This window comes from Citrobacter enshiensis, from assembly GCF_029338175.1.
GTDB lineage: Bacteria > Pseudomonadota > Gammaproteobacteria > Enterobacterales > Enterobacteriaceae > Citrobacter_D > Citrobacter_D enshiensis.
The window spans coordinates 2,557,395-2,577,825 of the sequence record NZ_CP119862.1; the positions used below are offsets into that span (position 1 = coordinate 2,557,395).

Annotated in this window: 18 protein-coding genes; 11 read left to right on the plus strand and 7 right to left on the minus strand. The window is 52.3% G+C overall.

The features are described 5' to 3' along the window. Positions 1–56 precede the first annotated feature (56 nt). Complete coding sequence (locus P2W74_RS23810) at positions 57–227, minus strand: protein YdgV (protein ID WP_456064468.1); 171 nt, start codon at positions 225–227, stop codon at positions 57–59. A gap of 136 nt (positions 228–363) precedes the next feature. Here P2W74_RS23810 and P2W74_RS12495 point away from each other — a divergent pair, with 136 nt between their 5' ends. Continuing rightward, entirely contained in the window at positions 364–1,398 is a 1,035-nt protein-coding gene (locus P2W74_RS12495; RefSeq protein ID WP_276291828.1) for an AI-2E family transporter, read from the plus strand. Between the two features lie 57 nt (positions 1,399–1,455). Here the strand turns inward: P2W74_RS12495 and pntB are convergent, their stop codons facing one another. After that, complete coding sequence (pntB, locus tag P2W74_RS12500) at positions 1,456–2,844, minus strand: Re/Si-specific NAD(P)(+) transhydrogenase subunit beta (protein WP_203357910.1); 1,389 nt, start codon at positions 2,842–2,844, stop codon at positions 1,456–1,458. 10 nt (positions 2,845–2,854) lie between these two features. Beyond that, positions 2,855–4,384, minus strand: coding sequence for a Re/Si-specific NAD(P)(+) transhydrogenase subunit alpha (gene pntA, locus P2W74_RS12505; protein ID WP_276291829.1), 1,530 nt, complete (start codon positions 4,382–4,384; stop codon positions 2,855–2,857). A gap of 525 nt (positions 4,385–4,909) precedes the next feature. Here pntA and ydgH point away from each other — a divergent pair. From ydgH to folM, 3 genes are all read left to right on the plus strand, one after another. Continuing rightward, positions 4,910–5,854 carry a DUF1471 family protein YdgH gene (gene ydgH / locus P2W74_RS12510; protein ID WP_276291830.1) on the plus strand — a complete coding sequence of 315 codons (945 nt, stop codon included), beginning with the start codon at positions 4,910–4,912 and terminating at the stop codon, positions 5,852–5,854. A gap of 187 nt (positions 5,855–6,041) precedes the next feature. After that, a complete protein-coding gene (locus P2W74_RS12515; RefSeq protein WP_203357912.1) occupies positions 6,042–7,424 on the plus strand; it encodes an amino acid permease in 1,383 nt (460 codons plus the stop codon). Between the two features lie 37 nt (positions 7,425–7,461). Beyond that, positions 7,462–8,184 (plus strand): dihydromonapterin reductase, encoded by a 723-nt coding sequence (gene folM, locus P2W74_RS12520; protein WP_276291831.1) that lies wholly within the window; start codon positions 7,462–7,464, stop codon positions 8,182–8,184. Here the strand turns inward: folM and P2W74_RS12525 are convergent. Further along, the gene (locus P2W74_RS12525; protein ID WP_276291832.1) at positions 8,181–8,516 is read right to left on the minus strand and encodes a GlpM family protein; all 336 of its coding nucleotides are present in this window, start codon (positions 8,514–8,516) and stop codon (positions 8,181–8,183) included. The genes folM and P2W74_RS12525 overlap by 4 nt on opposite strands. A gap of 126 nt (positions 8,517–8,642) precedes the next feature. Between P2W74_RS12525 and rstA the strand changes: the two genes are divergently transcribed. Continuing rightward, positions 8,643–9,365: a two-component system response regulator RstA gene (gene rstA, locus P2W74_RS12530; RefSeq protein ID WP_276291833.1), complete on the plus strand. Its 723-nt coding sequence runs from the start codon at positions 8,643–8,645 to the stop codon at positions 9,363–9,365. Positions 9,366–9,834: 469 nt separating this feature from the next. Here the strand turns inward: rstA and P2W74_RS12535 are convergent, their stop codons facing one another. Further along, complete coding sequence (locus tag P2W74_RS12535; RefSeq protein ID WP_276291834.1) at positions 9,835–10,647, minus strand: class I SAM-dependent methyltransferase; 813 nt, start codon at positions 10,645–10,647, stop codon at positions 9,835–9,837. Between the two features lie 299 nt (positions 10,648–10,946). On the opposite strand from P2W74_RS12535, the gene P2W74_RS12540 reads away from it, so the two are divergent. The 4 genes from P2W74_RS12540 (at position 10,947) to tus (ending at position 14,248) form a co-directional block, all read left to right on the plus strand. Beyond that, complete coding sequence (locus P2W74_RS12540; RefSeq protein ID WP_276291835.1) at positions 10,947–11,249, plus strand: hypothetical protein; 303 nt, start codon at positions 10,947–10,949, stop codon at positions 11,247–11,249. A gap of 43 nt (positions 11,250–11,292) precedes the next feature. Further along, complete coding sequence (locus P2W74_RS12545; RefSeq protein WP_276291836.1) at positions 11,293–11,913, plus strand: site-specific integrase; 621 nt, start codon at positions 11,293–11,295, stop codon at positions 11,911–11,913. 29 nt (positions 11,914–11,942) lie between these two features. Then, a complete protein-coding gene (gene rstB / locus P2W74_RS12550; RefSeq protein WP_276291837.1) occupies positions 11,943–13,250 on the plus strand; it encodes a two-component system sensor histidine kinase RstB in 1,308 nt (435 codons plus the stop codon). Positions 13,251–13,318: 68 nt separating this feature from the next. Continuing rightward, positions 13,319–14,248 carry a DNA replication terminus site-binding protein gene (gene tus / locus P2W74_RS12555; protein ID WP_276291838.1) on the plus strand — a complete coding sequence of 310 codons (930 nt, stop codon included), beginning with the start codon at positions 13,319–13,321 and terminating at the stop codon, positions 14,246–14,248. Here tus and fumC read toward each other — a convergent pair. Together fumC and fumB are read right to left on the minus strand one after the other, a co-directional pair. Beyond that, positions 14,245–15,648 (minus strand): class II fumarate hydratase, encoded by a 1,404-nt coding sequence (gene fumC / locus P2W74_RS12560; protein WP_276291839.1) that lies wholly within the window; start codon positions 15,646–15,648, stop codon positions 14,245–14,247. The two genes, tus and fumC, sit on opposite strands and share 4 nt — an antisense overlap. Positions 15,649–15,790: 142 nt before the next feature. Beyond that, positions 15,791–17,437 carry a class I fumarate hydratase gene (gene fumB, locus P2W74_RS12565; protein WP_276291840.1) on the minus strand — a complete coding sequence of 549 codons (1,647 nt, stop codon included), beginning with the start codon at positions 17,435–17,437 and terminating at the stop codon, positions 15,791–15,793. A gap of 198 nt (positions 17,438–17,635) precedes the next feature. Here fumB and manA point away from each other — a divergent pair, with 198 nt between their 5' ends. Together manA and P2W74_RS12575 are read left to right on the plus strand one after the other, a co-directional pair. Then, complete coding sequence (manA, locus tag P2W74_RS12570) at positions 17,636–18,811, plus strand: mannose-6-phosphate isomerase (RefSeq protein WP_276291841.1); 1,176 nt, start codon at positions 17,636–17,638, stop codon at positions 18,809–18,811. A 101-nt stretch (positions 18,812–18,912) separates the two neighbouring features. Next, positions 18,913–20,421: a YdgA family protein gene (locus tag P2W74_RS12575; RefSeq protein ID WP_276291842.1), complete on the plus strand. Its 1,509-nt coding sequence runs from the start codon at positions 18,913–18,915 to the stop codon at positions 20,419–20,421. Positions 20,422–20,431: the final 10 nt, after the last annotated feature.

A 20,431-nucleotide genomic window follows, 5' to 3' on the forward strand; every position in this document is an offset into this window, starting at 1 on the left:
CAAAAATAAAATCAGATAGCTCAGCGCGTCGCGCCAGCTCAGGCAGAAGAAAGGGACTAAAGCGCGTTGCGCCAGAGCTGCTCACCAGCAAGCAGGAAGGTAGAAGAAGTACGAAGGTGTGTCGATGTAGAAAAAAACGTTCTGAACAAATTGTCCATAATATTACAATTATCCGCAGTGTTGCTTCTCGTCATCGCGGATGATAATTGTCCTCGGTAGTTAAACACGCCTGATTTGTACCACAGCTACAGATTTAACTCAAAACCTTTTCACTTCTTTACCTCAACGGTCTGATTTTTAGTAGCGCAGTTCGACACAAATCACATTATTATAAACACCAGGAAGCAAAATTCAGGAATTACCATGGCAAAACCGATTATCACGCTCAATGGTCTAAAAATAGTGATTATGCTGGGAATGTTAGTCATCATTCTCGCGGGAATTCGTATTGCGGTGGATATCATTGTCCCCTTTATTTTAGCGTTATTTATTGCCGTTATTTTAAACCCGGTCGTACAACGGATGGTCAAATTACGCATCCCCCGAGTGCTGGCGGTGTCATCACTGGTCGTCATCATTGTGATGGCGATGGTGCTGCTGCTGGCGTATCTGGGAACCTCACTCAATGAACTCGCACGAACGCTGCCACAGTATCGCTCATCGCTGATCATCCCGCTGAAAAGCATTGAACCGTGGCTACAACGCGCAGGGATTGGCGTTTCTGTGGATGAACTGGCGAAATTTATCAACCCTAACGCGGCCATGACCCTGGTCACTAACCTGTTGACCCAACTGTCTAATGCCATGTCGTCTATCTTCTTACTCCTGTTGACCGTCGTCTTTATGCTACTGGAAGTTCCACAACTGCCCGGCAAGCTAAAACAGATGATGGCCAACCCCGCAGAGGGCATGGCCGCCATCCAGCGCGCGATTGACAGCGTTTCGCATTATCTGGTGCTGAAGACCGCCATCAGCATTGTGACGGGTCTGGTCGCCTGGGGAATGCTGGCGGCGTTGGATGTCCGTTTCGCTTTCGTCTGGGGGCTGCTGGCCTTTGCGCTGAACTATATTCCTAATATTGGTTCCGTGCTGGCGGCGATTCCGCCTATCGCCCAGGTGCTGGTATTCAGCGGATTTTACGACGCGCTTGTTGTACTGGCGGGATATCTGGCGATCAACCTGGTGTTCGGTAATATCCTCGAACCCCGGATCATGGGACGTGGATTAGGGTTGTCGACGCTGGTGGTGTTTCTCTCATTGATTTTCTGGGGATGGCTGCTCGGTCCCGTTGGCATGCTGCTCTCGGTGCCGCTGACCATCGTCGTTAAAATCGCCCTTGAGCAGACAACGGGCGGTCAGAGCATTGCGGTTTTGCTTAGCGACCTCAACAAAGCCTGATATAAAAAAACGGCCTCCGCAGAGGCCGTTCACATCATTGCCGGATGGCAACTCTCTTTAAAGCGCTTTCAGAATGGCATCCACGCTGGCTTTGGCATCACCAAACAGCATGTGGGTGTTTTCTTTAAAGAACAGCGGGTTCTGCACGCCTGCGTAGCCGGTGTTCATGGAGCGTTTGAAGACGATAACGTTCTGCGCTTTCCACACTTCCAGAACGGGCATACCGGCAATCGGGCTACGCGGATCGTCGAGCGCCGCCGGGTTAACGGTGTCGTTCGCGCCAATCACCAGCACGGTGTCGGTGTCGGTGAAATCGTCGTTGATCTCATCCATTTCCAGCACGATGTCGTACGGCACTTTCGCTTCCGCCAGCAGTACGTTCATGTGGCCTGGCAAACGCCCCGCCACCGGGTGGATACCGAAACGCACTTTGATACCCCGCGCGCGCAGCTTCTCGGTGATTTCAGCCACCGGATACTGTGCCTGCGCCACCGCCATGCCGTAGCCTGGGGTGATGATCACCGAGTGGGAGTTTTTCAGCATGTCAGCGGTGTCTTCCGCATTGATTTCGCGGTGCTCACCCACTTCTTCATCATCCCCGGTTGAAGAACCGTCAGTGCCGAAGCCACCGGCGATCACGCTGATAAACGAGCGGTTCATCGCCTTACACATAATGTAAGACAGAATCGCACCCGAAGAACCGACCAGCGCACCGGTCACAATCAGCAGATCGTTACTCAACATAAAGCCCGCTGCTGCTGCCGCCCATCCTGAATAGGAGTTCAGCATGGAAACCACCACCGGCATGTCCGCGCCGCCGATCGACGCCACTAAGTGCCAACCGAACGCGAGCGCGATAATGGTCATCACCAACAGGGCGAGAACCTGCAGGCCGACGCTTTCGGTACGGACAAAGAGCACCATCAGCAGGAAGGAGACCACCAGCGCCGCCAGGTTCATTTTGTGGCGGTTCGGTAACATCAGCGGTTTGGAAGAGATCTTCCCACGCAATTTGCCAAACGCGACAACAGAACCGGTAAAGGTGACCGCACCAATGAAGATACCGAGGAACACTTCCGTCAGGTGAATGTTCACCAGAATCGGCTCCAGACCGGCTTCGTGGTACAGGTAGCTGTTGAAACCAACCAGCACGGCAGCCAGACCGACGAAGCTGTGCAGGATCGCCACCAGCTCCGGCATTTCGGTCATTTCAACTTTCTTCGCCAGACGAATACCAATCGCGCCGCCGATGATCATCGCCACCAGAATCCAGGCAACATTGCCGGTATCCGGGCCAAAAATCGTGGCAATCAGCGCAATCGCCATCCCGGCGATACCAAAGTTATTACCCTGCTGGGAAGTTTCATGTTTCGAAAGCCCCGCCAGACTGAAAATAAACAGGATCGCGGCAACAATGTATGCAGCTGTAACTAATCCTCCAGACATGTGTTACCCCTTAGTTTTTCCGGAACATTTTCAGCATGCGCTGAGTCACGGTGAAGCCACCGAAAATATTAATACTGGCGATAAGCACCGCAATAAAGCTCAGGAAGCTCACCCAGCCGCCCTGGCCGATTTGCAACAATGCCCCCACCACAATGATCCCCGAGATGGCGTTAGTGACCGACATCAAGGGGGTATGCAGCGCGTGCGAGACGTTCCATACCACGTAGTATCCCACCACGCAGGAAAGCGCGAACACCGTAAAGTGACCGAGGAACTCTTTCGGCGCCACATCCGCCAGCCAACCGAAGAGGATGATCGCCAGGGCCATAAAGGCGAATTTACGCCACGGCGAAGCCGGTTTTGCGGGTTCTTTCGGCGCATGGGCCGCTTTTGCCGCAGCCTGCGGTTGGGCAGAAACCTGGATCGGCGGTGCCGGCCAGGTGATTTCGCCGTCGCGCACCACCGTGACGCCACGAATCACCACATCGTCGAAATCAACGGTGACATTACCGTCTTTTTCTTTGCACAACAGCTTGAGCAGATTGACAAGGTTAGTGCCATACAGCTGGGAAGACTGCGTCGGCAAGCGACCCGGCAGGTCGGTATAACCAATCACTTTCACGCCATTTGCGGTGGTCGTGACCTGGTTCGGCACGGTGTATTCGCAGTTGCCGCCGTTTTGCGCGGCCAGATCGACAATCACACTGCCCGACTTCATGGAGTCAACCATTTCGCGGGTGATCAGTTTCGGCGCGGGTTTACCCGGAATAAGCGCCGTGGTGACGATAATGTCGACCTCTTTGGCCTGCGCCGCAAAGAGTGCCATTTCCGCTTTGATAAACGCTTCAGACATGACTTTGGCGTAACCGTCGCCGCTGCCCGCGTCCTCTTTAAAATCCAGTTCGAGGAATTCAGCGCCCATACTCTGGACCTGCTCTTTGACCTCCGGACGGGTATCGAATGCGCGAACGATCGCCCCAAGACTGTTTGCCGCGCCAATCGCCGCAAGACCCGCGACGCCAGCGCCAATCACCATCACTTTTGCCGGAGGCACCTTCCCCGCAGCGGTGATTTGACCGGTAAAGAAGCGGCCAAATTCATGCGCAGCTTCAACGATAGCGCGATAACCGGCGATGTTCGCCATTGAGCTCAGGGCATCCAGAGACTGCGCGCGAGAGATACGCGGCACGGAATCCATTGCCATGACGGTGACATTACGCTCGGCAAGTTTTTGCATTAATTCCGGATTCTGCGCAGGCCAGATAAAACTGACCAGCGTAGTCCCGGCGTTCAGCAACGGAATTTCTTCATCTTCTGGCGCATTGACCTTCAGGATTACCTCTGACTGCCAAACCGCATTTCCATCCACAATTTCTGCGCCTGCTTGCACAAACGCCTTGTCGTCAAAACTTGCCAGTTGACCTGCGCCGCTTTCAATCGCGACGGTAAAACCCAGTTTCAGCAGTTGCTCAACCGTTTTCGGCGTCGCGGCGACACGGGTTTCATTGGTAAACCGCTCTTTTGGTATGCCAATTCGCATAATATTCCCTTCCATCGTTTTTTTTGATGATGGTTTGTCAGTGATCGCAAGATGCATACGCACACTTGCGGAAGAGGTAAGCTTTACCTCTGCAAAATAAAACAGTAACAAACTCTTTATAACCTACTGAAAATAGCGCCTGTGATCTAGCGCCAAAAAACAGTATTTATTGCTAAATTGGCAAAACATGAACGATTCAGCCTGCAGACAGGGATAATGACCTTGAAATAGCGTTCAAAGGCCGATAATCCGCTCAAGCGGAGCGGCAAAACATGATTTAGCGCCACCCACAAACATATATTTAACATTAAATTAACTTATGCAATTCATAGACTTCATTAGATTTGGCGCTTAAAAGCCTGTTTTTTAGACATATCAGGCAATGTGATCGGCTTTGTAATGTCACGTGACACGATGAGTGAAAAATGACGCAGACATTGACAGGGATTAAATGCAATAATCAGCCACGTTTCTAGTCAATAACAATACCAGTACCTGGTTTGCGCAAGGCGAAGGATTATTTTTATGAAGCTTAAGAACACTCTCCTGGCGTCCGCACTTCTTTCTGCGACTGCTTTTTCTGTAAATGCAGCGACAGAACTGACGCCGGAGCAAGCGGCAGCACTGAAACCTTATGACCGTATTGTGGTCACCGGTCGTTTTAATGCCATTAGCGATGCGGTGAATGCTGCATCCCGCCGTGCAGATAAAGAAGGTGCAGCCTCTTTTTATGTTGTTGATACATCTGACTATGGCAGTGGCGGTAACTGGCGCGTCGTGGCCGACCTCTATAAAGCCGATGCTGAAAAAGCGGAAGCCTCCAAAAATCGCGTGATTAACGGCATTGTAGAATTACCAAAAGATCAGGCCGTTGCGCTGGAACCGTATGACACCGTGACGGTGCAAGGTTTCTTCCGTAACCAACCGGAAGTCAATGACGCGATCACCAAAGCGGCAAAACAGAAAGACGCTTACGCCTTCTTTATCGTTCGCCAGATTGACGCCAACCAGGGCGGCAATCAGCGTATCACCGCGTTCCTCTACAAAGCGGATGCGAAAAAACGTGTGATTCAGAGCACTGACGTGATTCCGGCTGATTCCGAAGCGGGACGCGCGGCTCTGGCCGAGGGCGGCGAAGCGGCGAAGCAAGTTGAAATCCCGGGCGTTGCAGCAACCGCTGCGCCAAGCGCTGATGTGGGTCGCTTCTTCGAAACGCAATCGACCAAAGGTGGACGTTACACTGTCACTCTTCCGGACGGAACGAAAGTCGAAGAGCTGAACAAAGCGACGGCCGCCATGATGGTGCCTTTCGACAGCATCAAGTTCACGGGTAACTACGGCAACATGACGGAAGTCTCGTATCAGGTTGCTAAACGTGCCGCGAAAAAAGGTGCCAAGTACTACCACATCACTCGCCAGTGGCAAGAACGTGGTAACAACATGACCATCAGCGCCGATCTGTATAAATAAGGCGCATCAGTAGCAAAATAAGGCGGCTTTTTGCCGCCTTTAGTATTTTTAATCATAAATCTTCCCATGATTATTGCATGCGCTCTCTTCTCTCCGTAAAATCCCGCGCCTTGAGTTGCTTTCACTATTTTTATGCATTTTGGCAAAATAATTATTCTCCCACTCTCGTTTTTACAACTGGATATCGATGGAAAAGAAACTGGGTCTGAGCGCGCTCACCGCGCTGGTACTAAGCTCAATGCTTGGCGCAGGTGTTTTCAGTCTGCCGCAAAACATGGCGGCAGTTGCCAGCCCGGCGGCATTATTGATTGGTTGGGGTATCACCGGCGCAGGCATTTTACTGCTGGCCTTTGCCATGCTGATCCTGACGCGTATTCGCCCCGACCTTGATGGCGGGATCTTCACCTACGCGCGTGAAGGCTTTGGCGAGCTGATTGGCTTCTGCTCCGCATGGGGGTACTGGCTATGCGCCGTCATCGCCAACGTCTCCTATCTGGTGATTGTCTTTTCGGCCCTCAGCTTCTTTACCGATACGCCTGAGCTGCGTCTTTTTGGCGACGGCAATACCTGGCAGTCAATCATCGGCGCATCCGTGCTGCTGTGGGTGGTTCACTTTCTTGTGCTGCGCGGCGTGCAAACGGCGGCAAGCATTAATCTGGTCGCCACACTGGCAAAACTCCTGCCGCTCGGACTGTTTGTCATCCTGGCGTTCATGTTGTTTAAGCTCGACACCTTCCGTCTCGATTTTACCGGTCTGGCGTTGGGCGTCCCGGTCTGGGAGCAGGTGAAAAACACCATGCTGATCACGCTGTGGGTGTTTATTGGTGTGGAAGGCGCGGTCGTCGTTTCCGCGCGCGCCAGAAACAAACGCGACGTTGGACGCGCCACGCTGCTGGCTGTCATCTCCGCGTTGGGCGTTTATCTGCTGGTGACCCTGCTCTCTCTCGGCGTGGTTGCCCGTCCGGAACTGGCGGAGATTCGTAACCCCTCGATGGCCGGTCTGATGGTCAAAATGATGGGGCCGTGGGGCGAAATCATTATCGCCGCGGGGCTGATTGTCTCAGTGTGCGGTGCGTACCTGAGCTGGACCATTATGGCGGCGGAAGTGCCATTCCTCGCCTCAACACACAAAGCGTTCCCGCGTATTTTCGCGCGTCAGAACGCTCAGGGCGCGCCGTCGGCGTCGCTGTGGTTAACCAATATCTCTGTCCAGGTTTGTCTGGTCCTGATCTGGCTCACAGGTTCCGATTACAACACGCTGCTGACCATTGCCTCTGAGATGATTTTGGTGCCTTACTTCCTGGTCGGCGCCTTCTTGTTGAAGATTGCTACGCGACCTCTTCACCAGGCCGTGGGTGTCGGTGCCTGCATTTATGGTTTATGGTTGTTGTACGCGTCCGGCCCTATGCATCTGTTACTGTCGGTGGTGCTTTATGCACCAGGACTGCTGGTCTTCCTCTACGCCCGCAAGACACATACGCACGATAATGTGTTAAACCGTCAGGAAATTGTCCTGATTGGCCTGCTGTTAATGGCTTCGGTTCCAGCGACGTGGATGTTGGTGGGGTAAGAATCGCCCCATCGTTTGATACCAAAAGGAGATTACGATGGGTAAGCATCCGTCCTTGCCAATTCTTATCACCGGTGGAGGCCGTCGTATCGGCCTCGCCCTCGCGTGGCACTTCCTGAATCAGCAACAGCCGGTCATTGTGAGCTACAGGACGCGCTATCCTGCCATTGAGCTTTTAGAAAAGGCCGGTGCGGTATGCATTCAGGTCGATTTTTCAACCGATGAGCGCGTGCTGTCCTTTGCGGAAGAGGTCAAAGCAAAGACCGACGGATTGCGCGCGATTTTGCATAATGCCAGCGCCTGGAGAGCGGAAACAGCCGGTTCGCCGCTCTCCGATGTGCTGTCATCGATGATGCAGATTCACATCAATACCCCCTACCTGCTCAACCACGCGTTAGAAAGTCTGTTAGTCGGTCGCGGACCTGCCGCCAGCGACATTATTCACTTCACCGATTACGTTGTAGAGCGCGGCAGCGACAAACACATTGCCTATGCGGCCAGTAAAGCGGCGCTGGACAACATGACCCGCTCATTCGCCCGAAAACTGGCCCCGGAAGTTAAGGTTAACGCCATCGCCCCTTCGCTCATTTTATTCAATGAAGGCGATGATGCTGAGTACCGCGAGCAGGCGCTGAATAAATCGCTGATGAAAATAGCGCCAGGCGAAAAAGAGATCATCGACGTCGTTGATTACCTGCTCACCAGCAACTTTGTGACAGGACGTAGTTTTGCCGTTGATGGTGGTCGCCACTTACGTTAATGCAGTTTGATCCAACAGACGATCAGCAGCCAGGCGCTCAAACCCCAGCACACTACCGAGCCGCCAAGGGCGATCGGTAAGCGCATAAAACCGGTGAAGTACCACAATGAAACCAGATACACAAAATAGGGAATAATCGACCACATGCTAAACACAATGGTCGTGCGTAACGCCTCTACCCCGCGCTCACTGGCCACAATATAGTGAGCAATAAGCGCAAAGGTGGGAAACAGAGGGATTAACCCGGCGATATAATAGTTTTTTGTTTTTGCCAGCACACCGATCAACACCACCACCAGCGCACCCAGCGCGGCTTTTATGACGAGTCCCATTCCTCTGCCTTAACACATCGATAACATCAGTCTCTAGCATAACGGAAGCGCTCTCGTTTAGAAAAGATTAATAGCAGGGAAAACAGCGGCGGTGTATGTTGTCGTTTTATTTTCATAATGAATGATATGAACACCATCGTATTTGTCGAAGATGAACCGGAAGTGGGCTCGCTGATTGCTGCCTACCTGGCCCGGCATGATATTGAGGTCATTGTTGAGCCTCGGGGCGATCGGGCTGAAGAGGTTATTCTGCGCACGCAACCCGATCTGGTGTTGTTGGATATCATGCTGCCAGGCAAAGACGGTATGTCCATCTGCCGCGACCTGCGCGAGCGCTGGCATGGCCCCATCGTTCTGCTCACCTCGCTGGATAGTGATATGAATCATATCCTGGCGCTGGAAATGGGCGCCTGCGACTACATTTTGAAGACCACGCCGCCTGCCGTTCTGCTGGCTCGCCTGCGTTTGCATCTACGTCAGAGCGAACAGTCACCCCAGACAAAAGGCTTCCAGAACGCCATCGTCGCTCCGCACAAAACGCTACGCTTTGGCACGCTCGCCATCGATCCCATTAACCGTACAGTGGTGTTGTCTGGCGAGCAGGTTTCGCTTTCCACAGCAGACTTTGAGCTTTTGTGGGAGCTGGCAACGCATGCCGGGAAAATAATGGATCGCGATGCGTTGCTGAAAAACCTGCGGGGCGTAAGTTATGACGGGCTGGATCGCAGTGTGGACGTGGCGATATCCCGTCTGCGGAGAAAATTGCAGGATAGCGCTACCGAACCTTACCGAATTAAAACGGTTCGCAATAAAGGATATTTGTTTGCTCCCCATGCCTGGGAAGAGTAAGGGTATTAACTGACAAGCACTCACAGATACTGATGAGTTAATGTCCCTTTTCGTGTCCCCAAGCCCCAAAATTTGCCCCCTACCGAACGCCTAAAAACCAGATTCTGCGAGGCGTTTTCCAGTTCTAAATTTACAAACATGTCGATGCGCTCACCCTCACCTTGTTCAGCGTGCTGAATGGGCAATGGCCACGCAACTTGACAGCCTTCCCCTGCAGGACATGCGGATTGACCTTCTCAACACCTCCGGCCTTTACAGCCTCCGGACCGTCGTCAGTCATACCCTGAAGAATTGTCCAACCTGGTTAAAGGCTTTGGCATCGCCACGGCTCGCCAGGTACATATCGTCTGTATCCACTATGCGGCGAAACAATAGTCACTGACAGAACAACTATCGAGACTCTCAGTAATAGTTTAGTACTGAGGGCCTCTGGCTTTCGTATTAACCACGAGAAGTGAGAACCTTGAAACTATGGTTTCCTGGCAAGGTAAATAGCGGTAACGAAATTACGCTTCACCGTTCCGCCAAAGTCGTTATTCACGATCCTCTCTATTTCATTGAGGAATGATGCGCGTTCTATATCACTCAGTCGCGCAACTGGCGAGAACGTTGAAACCAATTGCCTGGTCTGTCGGGCATCCATTACTGATTCCCATCTGAACTCATCACTAATAATCTCGGTAAACCCGACGCTTGTCAGGTCATTGGTCCTTTCTCTTTTTTGTAGTGGATAAGGATAGCGGTGACCTGCCTTATGTGAAGGACTTGCACTCAGGGGAGCAAACAATTGACCTGTTCTTTGCATAAAAGCATCCATGTTATTTGGGTCGCCAAAAACAGTCCACCACATGGCATACCATCCTCCGGGCCGCAAAAGCTGGAATATCCTTTTGAGTCCTTTAACGGGTTCAATCCAGTGAAAAGACGTGGCTGCAATACCCAGGTCAAAGTAGCCTGTTTGCAGCTTTGCATCTTCAAAGGTGGAATTTAGTATCGTGAATGAGTCCTGAGAATACCTATTCAGTCTTTCCTTTAACTTTATAGCCAAACTGTGATCAGGTTCGATTGCGCTTACCTGATACCCCATATCAAGCAGATGCTCCGTTGCCTGCCCCGTCCCCGGCCCAATCTCGAAAGCCCGGCGGTGAACTTCTGGTGCGCAATGCTGTTCCAGTAACGCAAATATGCGTAACGGGTAATCAGGCCTGCCCTCCTGATAAGCATTCGTGTCTCTACCAAATAAAGTCCGTCCTTCTTTAAGAGGAATATGCACTTGCATCATATTGTTATCCTTAATGTTATCTAACAATTTCGGACATAAGACATTCAGCCATCACAGTCGTGATGGCTATTTTCTAATTCTTCACATGTCCTTATTCAGTAGGGATAACCCTACCCCCAACATGAGTAAATAACTTCGACTAAAAGAAAGGAATTATGAGCTTACAACACAAGACAAATGCGGAATTGATCGAAGCGACGGCAAAACTGGCAAGTTACAGCGAAGCAGGTCCGGCGCTTAAAGAGTTAATGTCCCGTTGGTAGGCACAGCGGCAACTAAACAATCTTAACCACCAGCAAATGATCGCACTGGCAGCAGAGAGCGAAACTATCCGGCAGTTCGCAATCAATCAGGCCAATAAAACTGCGGATGTGATTAGTCTGCTGGATACGATCCCGTTGAATGCTGAACAGCAAGCCATTGCAACAGCCAGTGTTGAACAACATACGCCTCAGTTCACGCTGAAGAACGCCATTAACCAGCTTCGCGCTGTGGAAGTTGTCGATTTGCAGACTGCGCTGACACAGAAGTTTTCAGAATCCGCTCGCATTAAGCAAATGGATACTCTCGATTTGATGGCGGTGTCCTTTTCTTCAGAGTGAATACGAAACCTTTCTCAATACAGCGCCTTCAAAGCAAAAAAATATGTGGCAGGTGGCATTTTATACTGGCGTTCGCCCCGGGGAACTCTGCGCACTTGCATGGGAAGATATTGATCTGGAAAAAGGTGAAATGCGGATCAACCGCAACCTTACCCAGCAAGGGATATTTGGTCCGCCAAAAACCAAAGCAGGCAACAGGACAATCAAGCTACTGGCTCCTGCTTTCGAGTCATTGAAAGCACAAAAAACACTGACAGGTCATTTCGAAAGGGTCCCCATCGAGATCCAGATGCGCGAGTTTGGAAAAACAGAAAGCCAGGAACTGCGCTTCGTATTCATGCCGCGACAAGAGAAAGGAGAACAGGCCAGCCACTACTCAGTGAATTCGATAAGCTCACTCTGGAACGTAACCATACGTCGCTCGGGTGTTCGCCGCCGCCGCCCATATCAGACCCGGCATACCTATGCATGCTGGATGCTCTCTGCTGGCGCCAATCCTGCATTTATCGCAAGCCAAATGGGCCATGAGAATGCAGAAATGGTTTATACAGTGTACTCTGCCTGGATAAGCGCGCTTGACGGCGATCAGATTGCATTTCTGAACCAGCGTATCAGTGGATATAGTCATGCCCCCCACATGCCCCCAGGGGACAAGGCGCACTAGCTAACGTATTGAACTTCCGGTAAATTATCATGAAGAAGCTGTTTGTGCAGTTTTATCTGTTGCTGTTTGTCTGCTTTCTGGTCATGACCTTGCTGGTTGGTTTGGTTTATAAATTCACTGCCGAGCGCGCGGGCAAGCAATCGCTCGACGATTTGATGAAAAGTTCGCTGTACCTTATGCGCAGCGAACTGCGCGAGATCCCTCCCAGCGACTGGGGAAAAACCCTTAAAGAGATGGACCTCAATCTCTCGTTCGATCTGCGTGTCGAACCGCTGAATAAATACACACTGGATAGCGTCACGACGCAGCGACTGCGGGAAGGCGATATCGTCGCGCTTGACGATCAATACACGTTTATTCAGCGCATTCCGCGCAGTCACTACGTGCTGGCCGTGGGGCCGGTGCCGTATCTCTATTTTCTGCATCAAATGCGTTTGCTGGATATGGCGTTGATGGCCTTTATCGCTATCTCCCTCGCCTTTCCGGTCTTTATCTGGATGCGTCCGCACTGGCAGGAGATGTTAAGGCTGGAGTCCGCAGCGCAGCGCTTCGGCGAGGGACATCTCACCGAGCGGCTCCATTTTGACAATGGTTCCAGCTTCGAACGCCTGGGGATCGCCTTTAACCAAATGGCGGACAACATCAACGCCCTTATTGCCAGTAAGAAACAGCTTATCGATGGCATTGCCCACGAGCTTCGCACCCCGCTTGTTCGTTTGCGCTATCGCCTGGAGATGAGCGACAACCTGAGCGAGCAAGAGTCGCTGGCGCTGAATCGCGATATTGGTCAACTGGAAGCGTTGATTGAGGAATTGCTGACCTACGCTCGCCTCGACCGGCCGCAAAATGAATTAAAGCTCACGGTCCCCGACCTCCCCGTCTGGCTGGCGGCCCATCTTGACGATGTGCAAAGCGTCAATCCTGAACGTGAAGTCCATCTGAGCAACCTGGTATCTGGCGATTACGGCGCGCTGGATATGCGACTGATGGAACGCGTGCTGGATAACCTGCTCAACAATGCCTTGCGCTATTGCCATTCCACCGTGCACGTCAGCCTGCTGTTAGCGGGCAACCATGCCACACTGCGCGTTGAGGATGATGGTCCGGGTATCGCCCCTGATGCACGTGAACGCATCTTTGAACCGTTCGTACGTCTTGACCCTAGCAGGGACCGCGCCACCGGTGGCTGCGGACTGGGTTTAGCCATCGTGCACTCTATTGCGCTGGCGATGGGCGGCAGTGTGAACTGCACAGAAAGCGCGCTGGGCGGTGCGCAGTTCAGTTTTAACTGGCCGGTCTGGCATAACATCGTCGATTTTCCTCCTGTCAGGCCCTAACCGCACGGTGGTCAGGTGCGGGATGATGTGGTATATAATAAGTATGTTGTAACTAAAATGGTGAACATATGGCCCGCTACGATCTCGTTGACCGCCTCAATGGTACCTTTCGCCAGATAGAGCAAGAACTGTCCACCCTGACGGAAAAGCTTGAGCAGCATACCTTGCTGATTGCGCGTGTCTTTTCTCTGCCAGAAGTGACAAAAGAGGCCGAACATTCGCCGCTGGAAACCATCGACGTTAAACAGCATCTGGGGAAGGAAGCCGAAGCGCTTGCTTTGCGCCATTACCGTCACCTGTTTATCCAGCAACAGTCTGAAAATCGCAGCAGCAAAGCCGCGGTACGTCTGCCGGGGGTTCTCTGTTATCAGGTAGATCATGCCACGCAGGCGACGCTCGAAAACCAGATCCAACGCATCAACCAGTTAAAAACCACGTTTGAGCATCTTGTGACGGTCGAATCCGCCCTTGCGCCAAATGCACGTTTCGAATGGGTACACCGGCATTTACCTGGGCTTATTACGCTGAATGCTTACCGCGCACTGACGGTTATTCGGGATCCGGCCACCCTGCGATTTGGCTGGGCAAACAAACATATCATCAAGAATTTGCGCCGCGATGATGTTCTGGCGCAACTGGAGAAGAGTCTGAACTCGCCGCGTAGCGTTTATCCGTGGACCCGCGAAGAGTGGCAGACCAAACTGGAACGCGAATATCAGGACATCGCCGCCCTCGGACAACACGCCAGACTGAAGATTAAGCGACCGGTGAAAGTACAACCTATCGCCAGAGTCTGGTACAAAGGGCAACAGAAACAGGTTCAGCATGCCTGCCCGACACCGCTTATCGCGTTGATTAATACGGATAACGGCGCTGGCGTACCGGATATTGGTGAATTGTTAAACTACGATGCTGAAAATATTCAGCACCGTTTTAAACCCCAGGCACAGCCGTTACGATTGATCATCCCACGGCTGCACCTGTATGTGGCGGATTAATGGCCCGGTTTCATACTACCGACCATCAATTCCGGGCGGACCCAACTGTCGAACTCCGCTTCCGTAAGGTAGCCTAACGCCAGGGCTGACGCCTTCAACGTCAGTCCTTCTTTATGCGCTTTTTTGGCGATTTCTGCGGCTTTGTCATACCCAATATGCGTATTGAGCGCCGTCACCAGCATCAACGATTCGTTGAGCAACTGGTTGATGCGCTCACGATTCGGCTCAATTCCCACGGCACAATGCGCGTTAAAACTCTCCATACCGTCTGCCAGCAAACGAACAGATTGCAGGAAATTATGAATCACCATCGGACGATAGACGTTCAGCTCAAAATTGCCTGATGCTCCGCCCATATTCACCGCCACATCATTGCCCATCACCTGGCAACACAGCATGGTCAGCGCCTCGCACTGGGTCGGGTTCACTTTGCCTGGCATGATCGAACTTCCCGGTTCATTTTCCGGGATCGCTAATTCGCCAATCCCGCAGCGTGGACCTGACGCCAGCCAGCGTACATCGTTGGCAATTTTCATTAGCGACGCCGCCAGCCCCTTTAACGCACCGTGCGCATGAACCAGCGCATCACAGGTTGCCAGCGCTTCAAATTTGTTCGGCGCAGTGACAAACGGCGCGCCGGTAATGACCGCCAGTTCATCCGCCACGCGACGAGCATACTCCGGATGGGTATTCAGCCCGGTTCCCACTGCCGTCCCGCCCAGCGCCAGTTCCGCGACGTGCGGCAAACTATGCTCAATATGGTTGAGATTGTGTTCCAGCATCGCCACCCAGCCCGAAATCTCCTGACCGAGCGTTAGCGGCGTCGCATCCTGCAGGTGTGTACGACCAATTTTGACAATATCCGCAAAGGCGTGGGATTTTTCAGTGAGCGTTTTGGTCAACACCTTCAACTGTGGGATCAGCTGGTTGCGCAGCGCCAGCAACGCCGCGACATGCATCGCCGTCGGGAAGACATCGTTCGAACTCTGGCTCTTGTTGACGTCATCATTCGGATGCACTTTGCGTTCCATGCCGCGAATGCCGCCCATCAGCTCGCTGGCACGGTTTGCCAGCACCTCGTTCATATTCATATTGCTCTGGGTTCCCGACCCGGTCTGCCAGATAGCCAGCGGGAACTCATCAGCATGTTTGTCAGCCAGCACTTCATCTGCCGCCTGCCTGATAGCAGAGGCTTTCTCCGCCGACAGCAAGCCTAAATCTTCGTTGACCTTTGCCGCTGCGCGCTTGGTCAGCGCCAGCGCGTGGATCAGCGAGACGGGCATTTTCTCCGTAGAAATACGAAAATGCTCCAGCGAACGCTGGGTTTGCGCGCCCCATAGCTTATCTGCCGGGACATCAATCGCGCCCATCGAATCTTTCTCGCGACGTACCGTTACCATGACCTGCTCCTTATACAATCATTTGATTAGGTTATGTTTCGACATGGCCCACATGCTTGCGGTCTACTAAGTATCAACGAAATCGGCACCGCCATTTGGTGGTTTGTGCGGTAAAAAAAACCGCCCCGAAGGGCGGCTGACGTTACTTAACGCAGCGTGCGCACTGCGACGTCTGAATCTGTTGGAAGAAATCGTTACCTTTATCATCCACAAGGATAAAGGCCGGGAAATCTTCGACTTCAATTTTCCAGATAGCTTCCATCCCCAGTTCAGGATATTCCACACACTCCAGGCTCTTGATACTGCCCTGAGCCAGTACCGCCGCCGGACCGCCAATACTGCCAAGATAGAAACCGCCGTGCTTATGACACGCATCGGTGACCTGTTGGCTGCGGTTGCCTTTCGCCAGCATGATCATACTGCCGCCAGCCGACTGGAGCTGATCCACATAGGAATCCATACGTCCTGCGGTGGTTGGACCAAGCGAACCAGAGGCATACCCTTCTGGCGTTTTCGCCGGGCCGGCGTAGTAGATAGGATGATCTTTCACGTACTGCGGCAAACCTTCACCGTTATCCAGACGCTCTTTCAACTTCGCGTGAGCAATATCGCGCCCCACGATGATGGTGCCGTTCAACGACAAACGCGTCGACACCGGATACTGAGACAGTTGCGCAAGGATCGCTTTCATCGGGCGATTAAGGTCGATCCGAACCGCCTCACCTTCACCAGCCTGACGTAACGCTTCCGGGATGTATTTCCCCGGGTTGTGCTCGAGTTTCTCTACCCAGATACCTTTACGGTTGATCTTGGCCTTGATGTTGCGATCCGCAGAACAGGAGACGCCCATTCCCACCGGACATGACGCACCGTGACGCGGCAGACGAATCACCCGGATGTCGTGTGCGAAATATTTCCCGCCAAACTGCGCGCCCAGCCCAAGATTTTGCGCTTCAATCAGCAGCTCTTTTTCCAGTTCGACATCACGAAACGCCTGGCCGTGCTCGTTCCCTTCGGTTGGCAGTTCGTCATAATATTTTGCCGACGCCAGTTTAACGGTCTTCAGCGTCGCTTCCGCCGAGGTGCCGCCAATCACAAAGGCGATGTGGTACGGTGGACAAGCCGCCGTCCCCAGCGTACGCATCTTATCGACCAGATAATTTTTCAATTTTCCGGGTGATAACAGGGCTTTGGTTTCCTGATACAGATAGGTTTTGTTCGCCGACCCGCCGCCTTTGGCAATACACAGGAATTTATACTCGTCGCCATCGACGCTGTAGAGATCAATCTGCGCAGGCAGGTTGGTGCCGGTATTGACCTCTTTGTACATATCCAGCGCGGCGTTTTGCGAATAGCGCAGGTTATCTTCGATGTAGGTGTTATAGACACCGCGGGCAAGCGCGGCTTCATCGCCGCCGCCCGTCCAGACACGTTGACCTTTTTTACCGACGATAATCGCCGTACCGGTATCCTGGCAGGTTGGCAAAATACCTTTCGCAGCGATGTCGGAGTTACGCAAAAATTGCAGTGCGACATACTTATCGTTTTCGCTGGCATCCGGGTCATGAAGAATATCGGCCACCTGTTGCTGATGCGCAGGACGCAACATAAAAGAGGCATCATGGAATGCCTGTCGGGCGACGAGGGTTAAGGCTTCCGGTGCAACCTTGAGCACTTCCTGCCCGGCAAACTCGGCAACGGAAACATGCTCACTGGTCAGTAGATAATATTCGGTGTCATCCTTTTGGAGGGGAAAAGGATCCTGATAATGGAAGGGTTTGTTTGACATTGTACTCTCACTTACAGCTCGGTCTGTTTATACTCTGGGCAGATTTTCCAAAGCCCTGCTAAAAAGCAATTCACCTATCCTACACATTTTTTTAACAAAAACTGAGACAAGGACGACTTTTTACGTGCAGAGGTTACTTCCACCGGGTTTCTTGCTTTAATACACGCATTAATTTCCACATTGAAACAAGGCTTGATAATGCAAAAACTCATCAACTCAGTGCAAAACTATGCCTGGGGAAGTAAAACTGCGTTAACAGAACTCTATGGGCTCGCCAATCCGTCTCAGCAGCCGATGGCTGAACTCTGGATGGGCGCTCACCCGAAAAGCAGCTCCAAAGTTCAGAATGCTAACGGCCAGACCGTCTCATTGCGCGACGTGATCGACAGCAACAAATCTGCACTGCTTGGCGATGCTGTCGCTAAACGCTTTGGTGAGCTGCCGTTCCTGTTTAAAGTGCTGTGCGCCGCGCAACCGCTCTCCATTCAGGTACACCCGAACAAACACAATTCTGAAGTCGGATTTGCGAAAGAGAATGCCGCGGGTATCCCGATGGATGCCGCGGAGCGCAACTATAAAGATCCGAACCACAAACCTGAGCTGGTTTTCGCCCTGACGCCATTTTTGGCGATGAATGCGTTTCGTGAGTTTTCCGAGATTGTCTCTCTGCTACAGCCGGTTTCCGGCGCACACCCGGCCATTGCGCACTTCCTGCAAGCCCCTAATGCAGAACGTCTGAGTCAGCTCTTTGCCGGCCTGCTCAATATGCAGGGTGAAGAGAAATCCCGTGCGCTGGCGGTGTTAAAAGCCGCACTGAACAGCCAGCAAGGCGAACCGTGGCAGACTATCCGTGTTATTTCTGAGTTCTACCCGGATGACAGCGGCCTCTTTTCACCGCTGCTGCTGAATGTGGTCAAACTGAACCCTGGCGAGGCCATGTTCCTGTTTGCCGAAACCCCGCATGCGTACCTGCAAGGCGTGGCGTTGGAAGTCATGGCGAACTCCGACAACGTACTGCGTGCCGGATTAACGCCAAAATACATTGATATCCCGGAACTTGTCGCCAACGTTCAGTTTGTGGCAAAACCTGCGTCGCAACTGCTGACCACCCCGGTCAAAAACGGTGCGGAACTGGACTTCCCTATCCCGGTGGATGATTTTGCGTTTTCCCTGCATGACCTGTCTGCACAGGAAACGGCAATTGCCCAACCAAGCGCGGCCATTCTGTTCTGCGTTGAGGGTGAAGCGGTACTGAGCAAAGGCGAAGAACGGTTGGTCCTTAAGCCGGGAGAGTCGGCATTTATTGGCGCACAAGAATCTCCGGTTTCTGCCAGCGGCGTGGGCCGTTTAGCCAGGGTTTATAACAAGTTTTAGCAACATACTGAATTTTTTAACAACTCTTGCTAAGCTAGTAAGTGGCTTATAACTTATCCAGGCGGATTCTCCCGCCTGGTTTCATTTTATGGATAATCGATATGAAAAAATCGCTGGTAGCTGCGGGAGTCATCGTTGCACTTGGCATCGTCTGGACGGGTGGCGCCTGGTACACAGGGAAGAAACTGGAAACGCATCTTTCCGAGATGATTTCTGAGGCTAATACCCAACTTAAACTGAATTCGCCTGAAGCGAACATAGAACTCAGTTATCAGAACTACCAGCGTGGCGTATTTAGCAGCCAGTTGCAGTTGGTGGTAAAACCCATCGCAGGCAAAGAAAGTCCATGGATGAAACCAGACCAAAGTCTGGTGGTGAATGAAGCGGTGGATCACGGTCCCTTCCCGTTCGCCCAGTTGAAGACGCTGAATCTTGTCCCTTCAATGGCGTCAGTCAAAACCACCCTGGTGAACAATGCGTTTAGTAAGCCGTTGTTTGATTTCGCCAAAGGTGAGTCACCGTTCGAAATTAATTCCCGTATCGCCTACAGCGGCGACACGCGCTCCAATATCGCTATCAAGCCATTGAGCTACGAAAATGAAGGCGAAAAAGTGGCATTCAGCGGGGGTGAATTCCAGCTCGACGCAGACAAAGAAGGGAGCATCCTTTCTCTGACAGGTGAAGCGCAAAGCGGACTGGTTGATGCCGTCAATGAATATAACCAGAAAGTACAAATCACCTTTAATAACCTGAAAACCGACGGTGCCAGCAGCGTCGCCAGTTTTGGCGGGCGCATAGGTAACCAACAGCTGTCGGTAGAAAAACTGGCAATCTCAGTCGAAGGCAAAGAGATGTCGGTACTGGAAGGGATGAACATCAGCGGGAAATCCGAACTGACGCCTGATGGCAAAACCATCAACAGCCAACTGGACTACACGCTTAAGAGCCTTAAAGTTCAGGGGCAGGATTTGGGTAGCGGTCAACTGACGTTGAAAGCGGGCCAGATTAATGCTGAAGCCTGGCACCAGTTTAGTAAGCAGTATAACGCGCAAACACAAGCGCTGATGGCACAACCGGACGTGGTGCAAGATCCTGACCTTTATCAGGAAAAAGTGACTGAAGCGTTTTTCACCGCCCTGCCGCTGCTGTTGAAAGGCGAACCGGTGATCACCGTTGCGCCATTGAGCTGGAAAAACGCCAAAGGGGAAACCGCGCTTAATTTATCTCTTTTCCTGAAAGATCCGACAACCTCAACCGTTGAGCCGCAAACTCTGTCGCAGGAGCTGGACCGCTCTGTTAAATCCCTCGAGGGTAAGCTGACGATCCCGGTGGATATGGCCGTTGAGTTCATGACGCAGGTCGCAAAGCTTGAAGGTTATCAACCGGAGGAAGCGGCCAGTATGGCGAATCAACAGGTAAAAGGTCTCGCCGCGATGGGACAAATGTTCCGGATCACGACGATGCAGGATAATGCCATTGCCACCAGCCTGCAGTACGCGAACGGTCAGGTGACGCTTAACGGGCAAAAAATGCCGTTGGATGAGTTTGTGGGGATGTTCGGCATGCCAACGCTCCCTGTTCCACAAGCGCCTGCCGTACCTCAGCCGTAATTTTTCAACA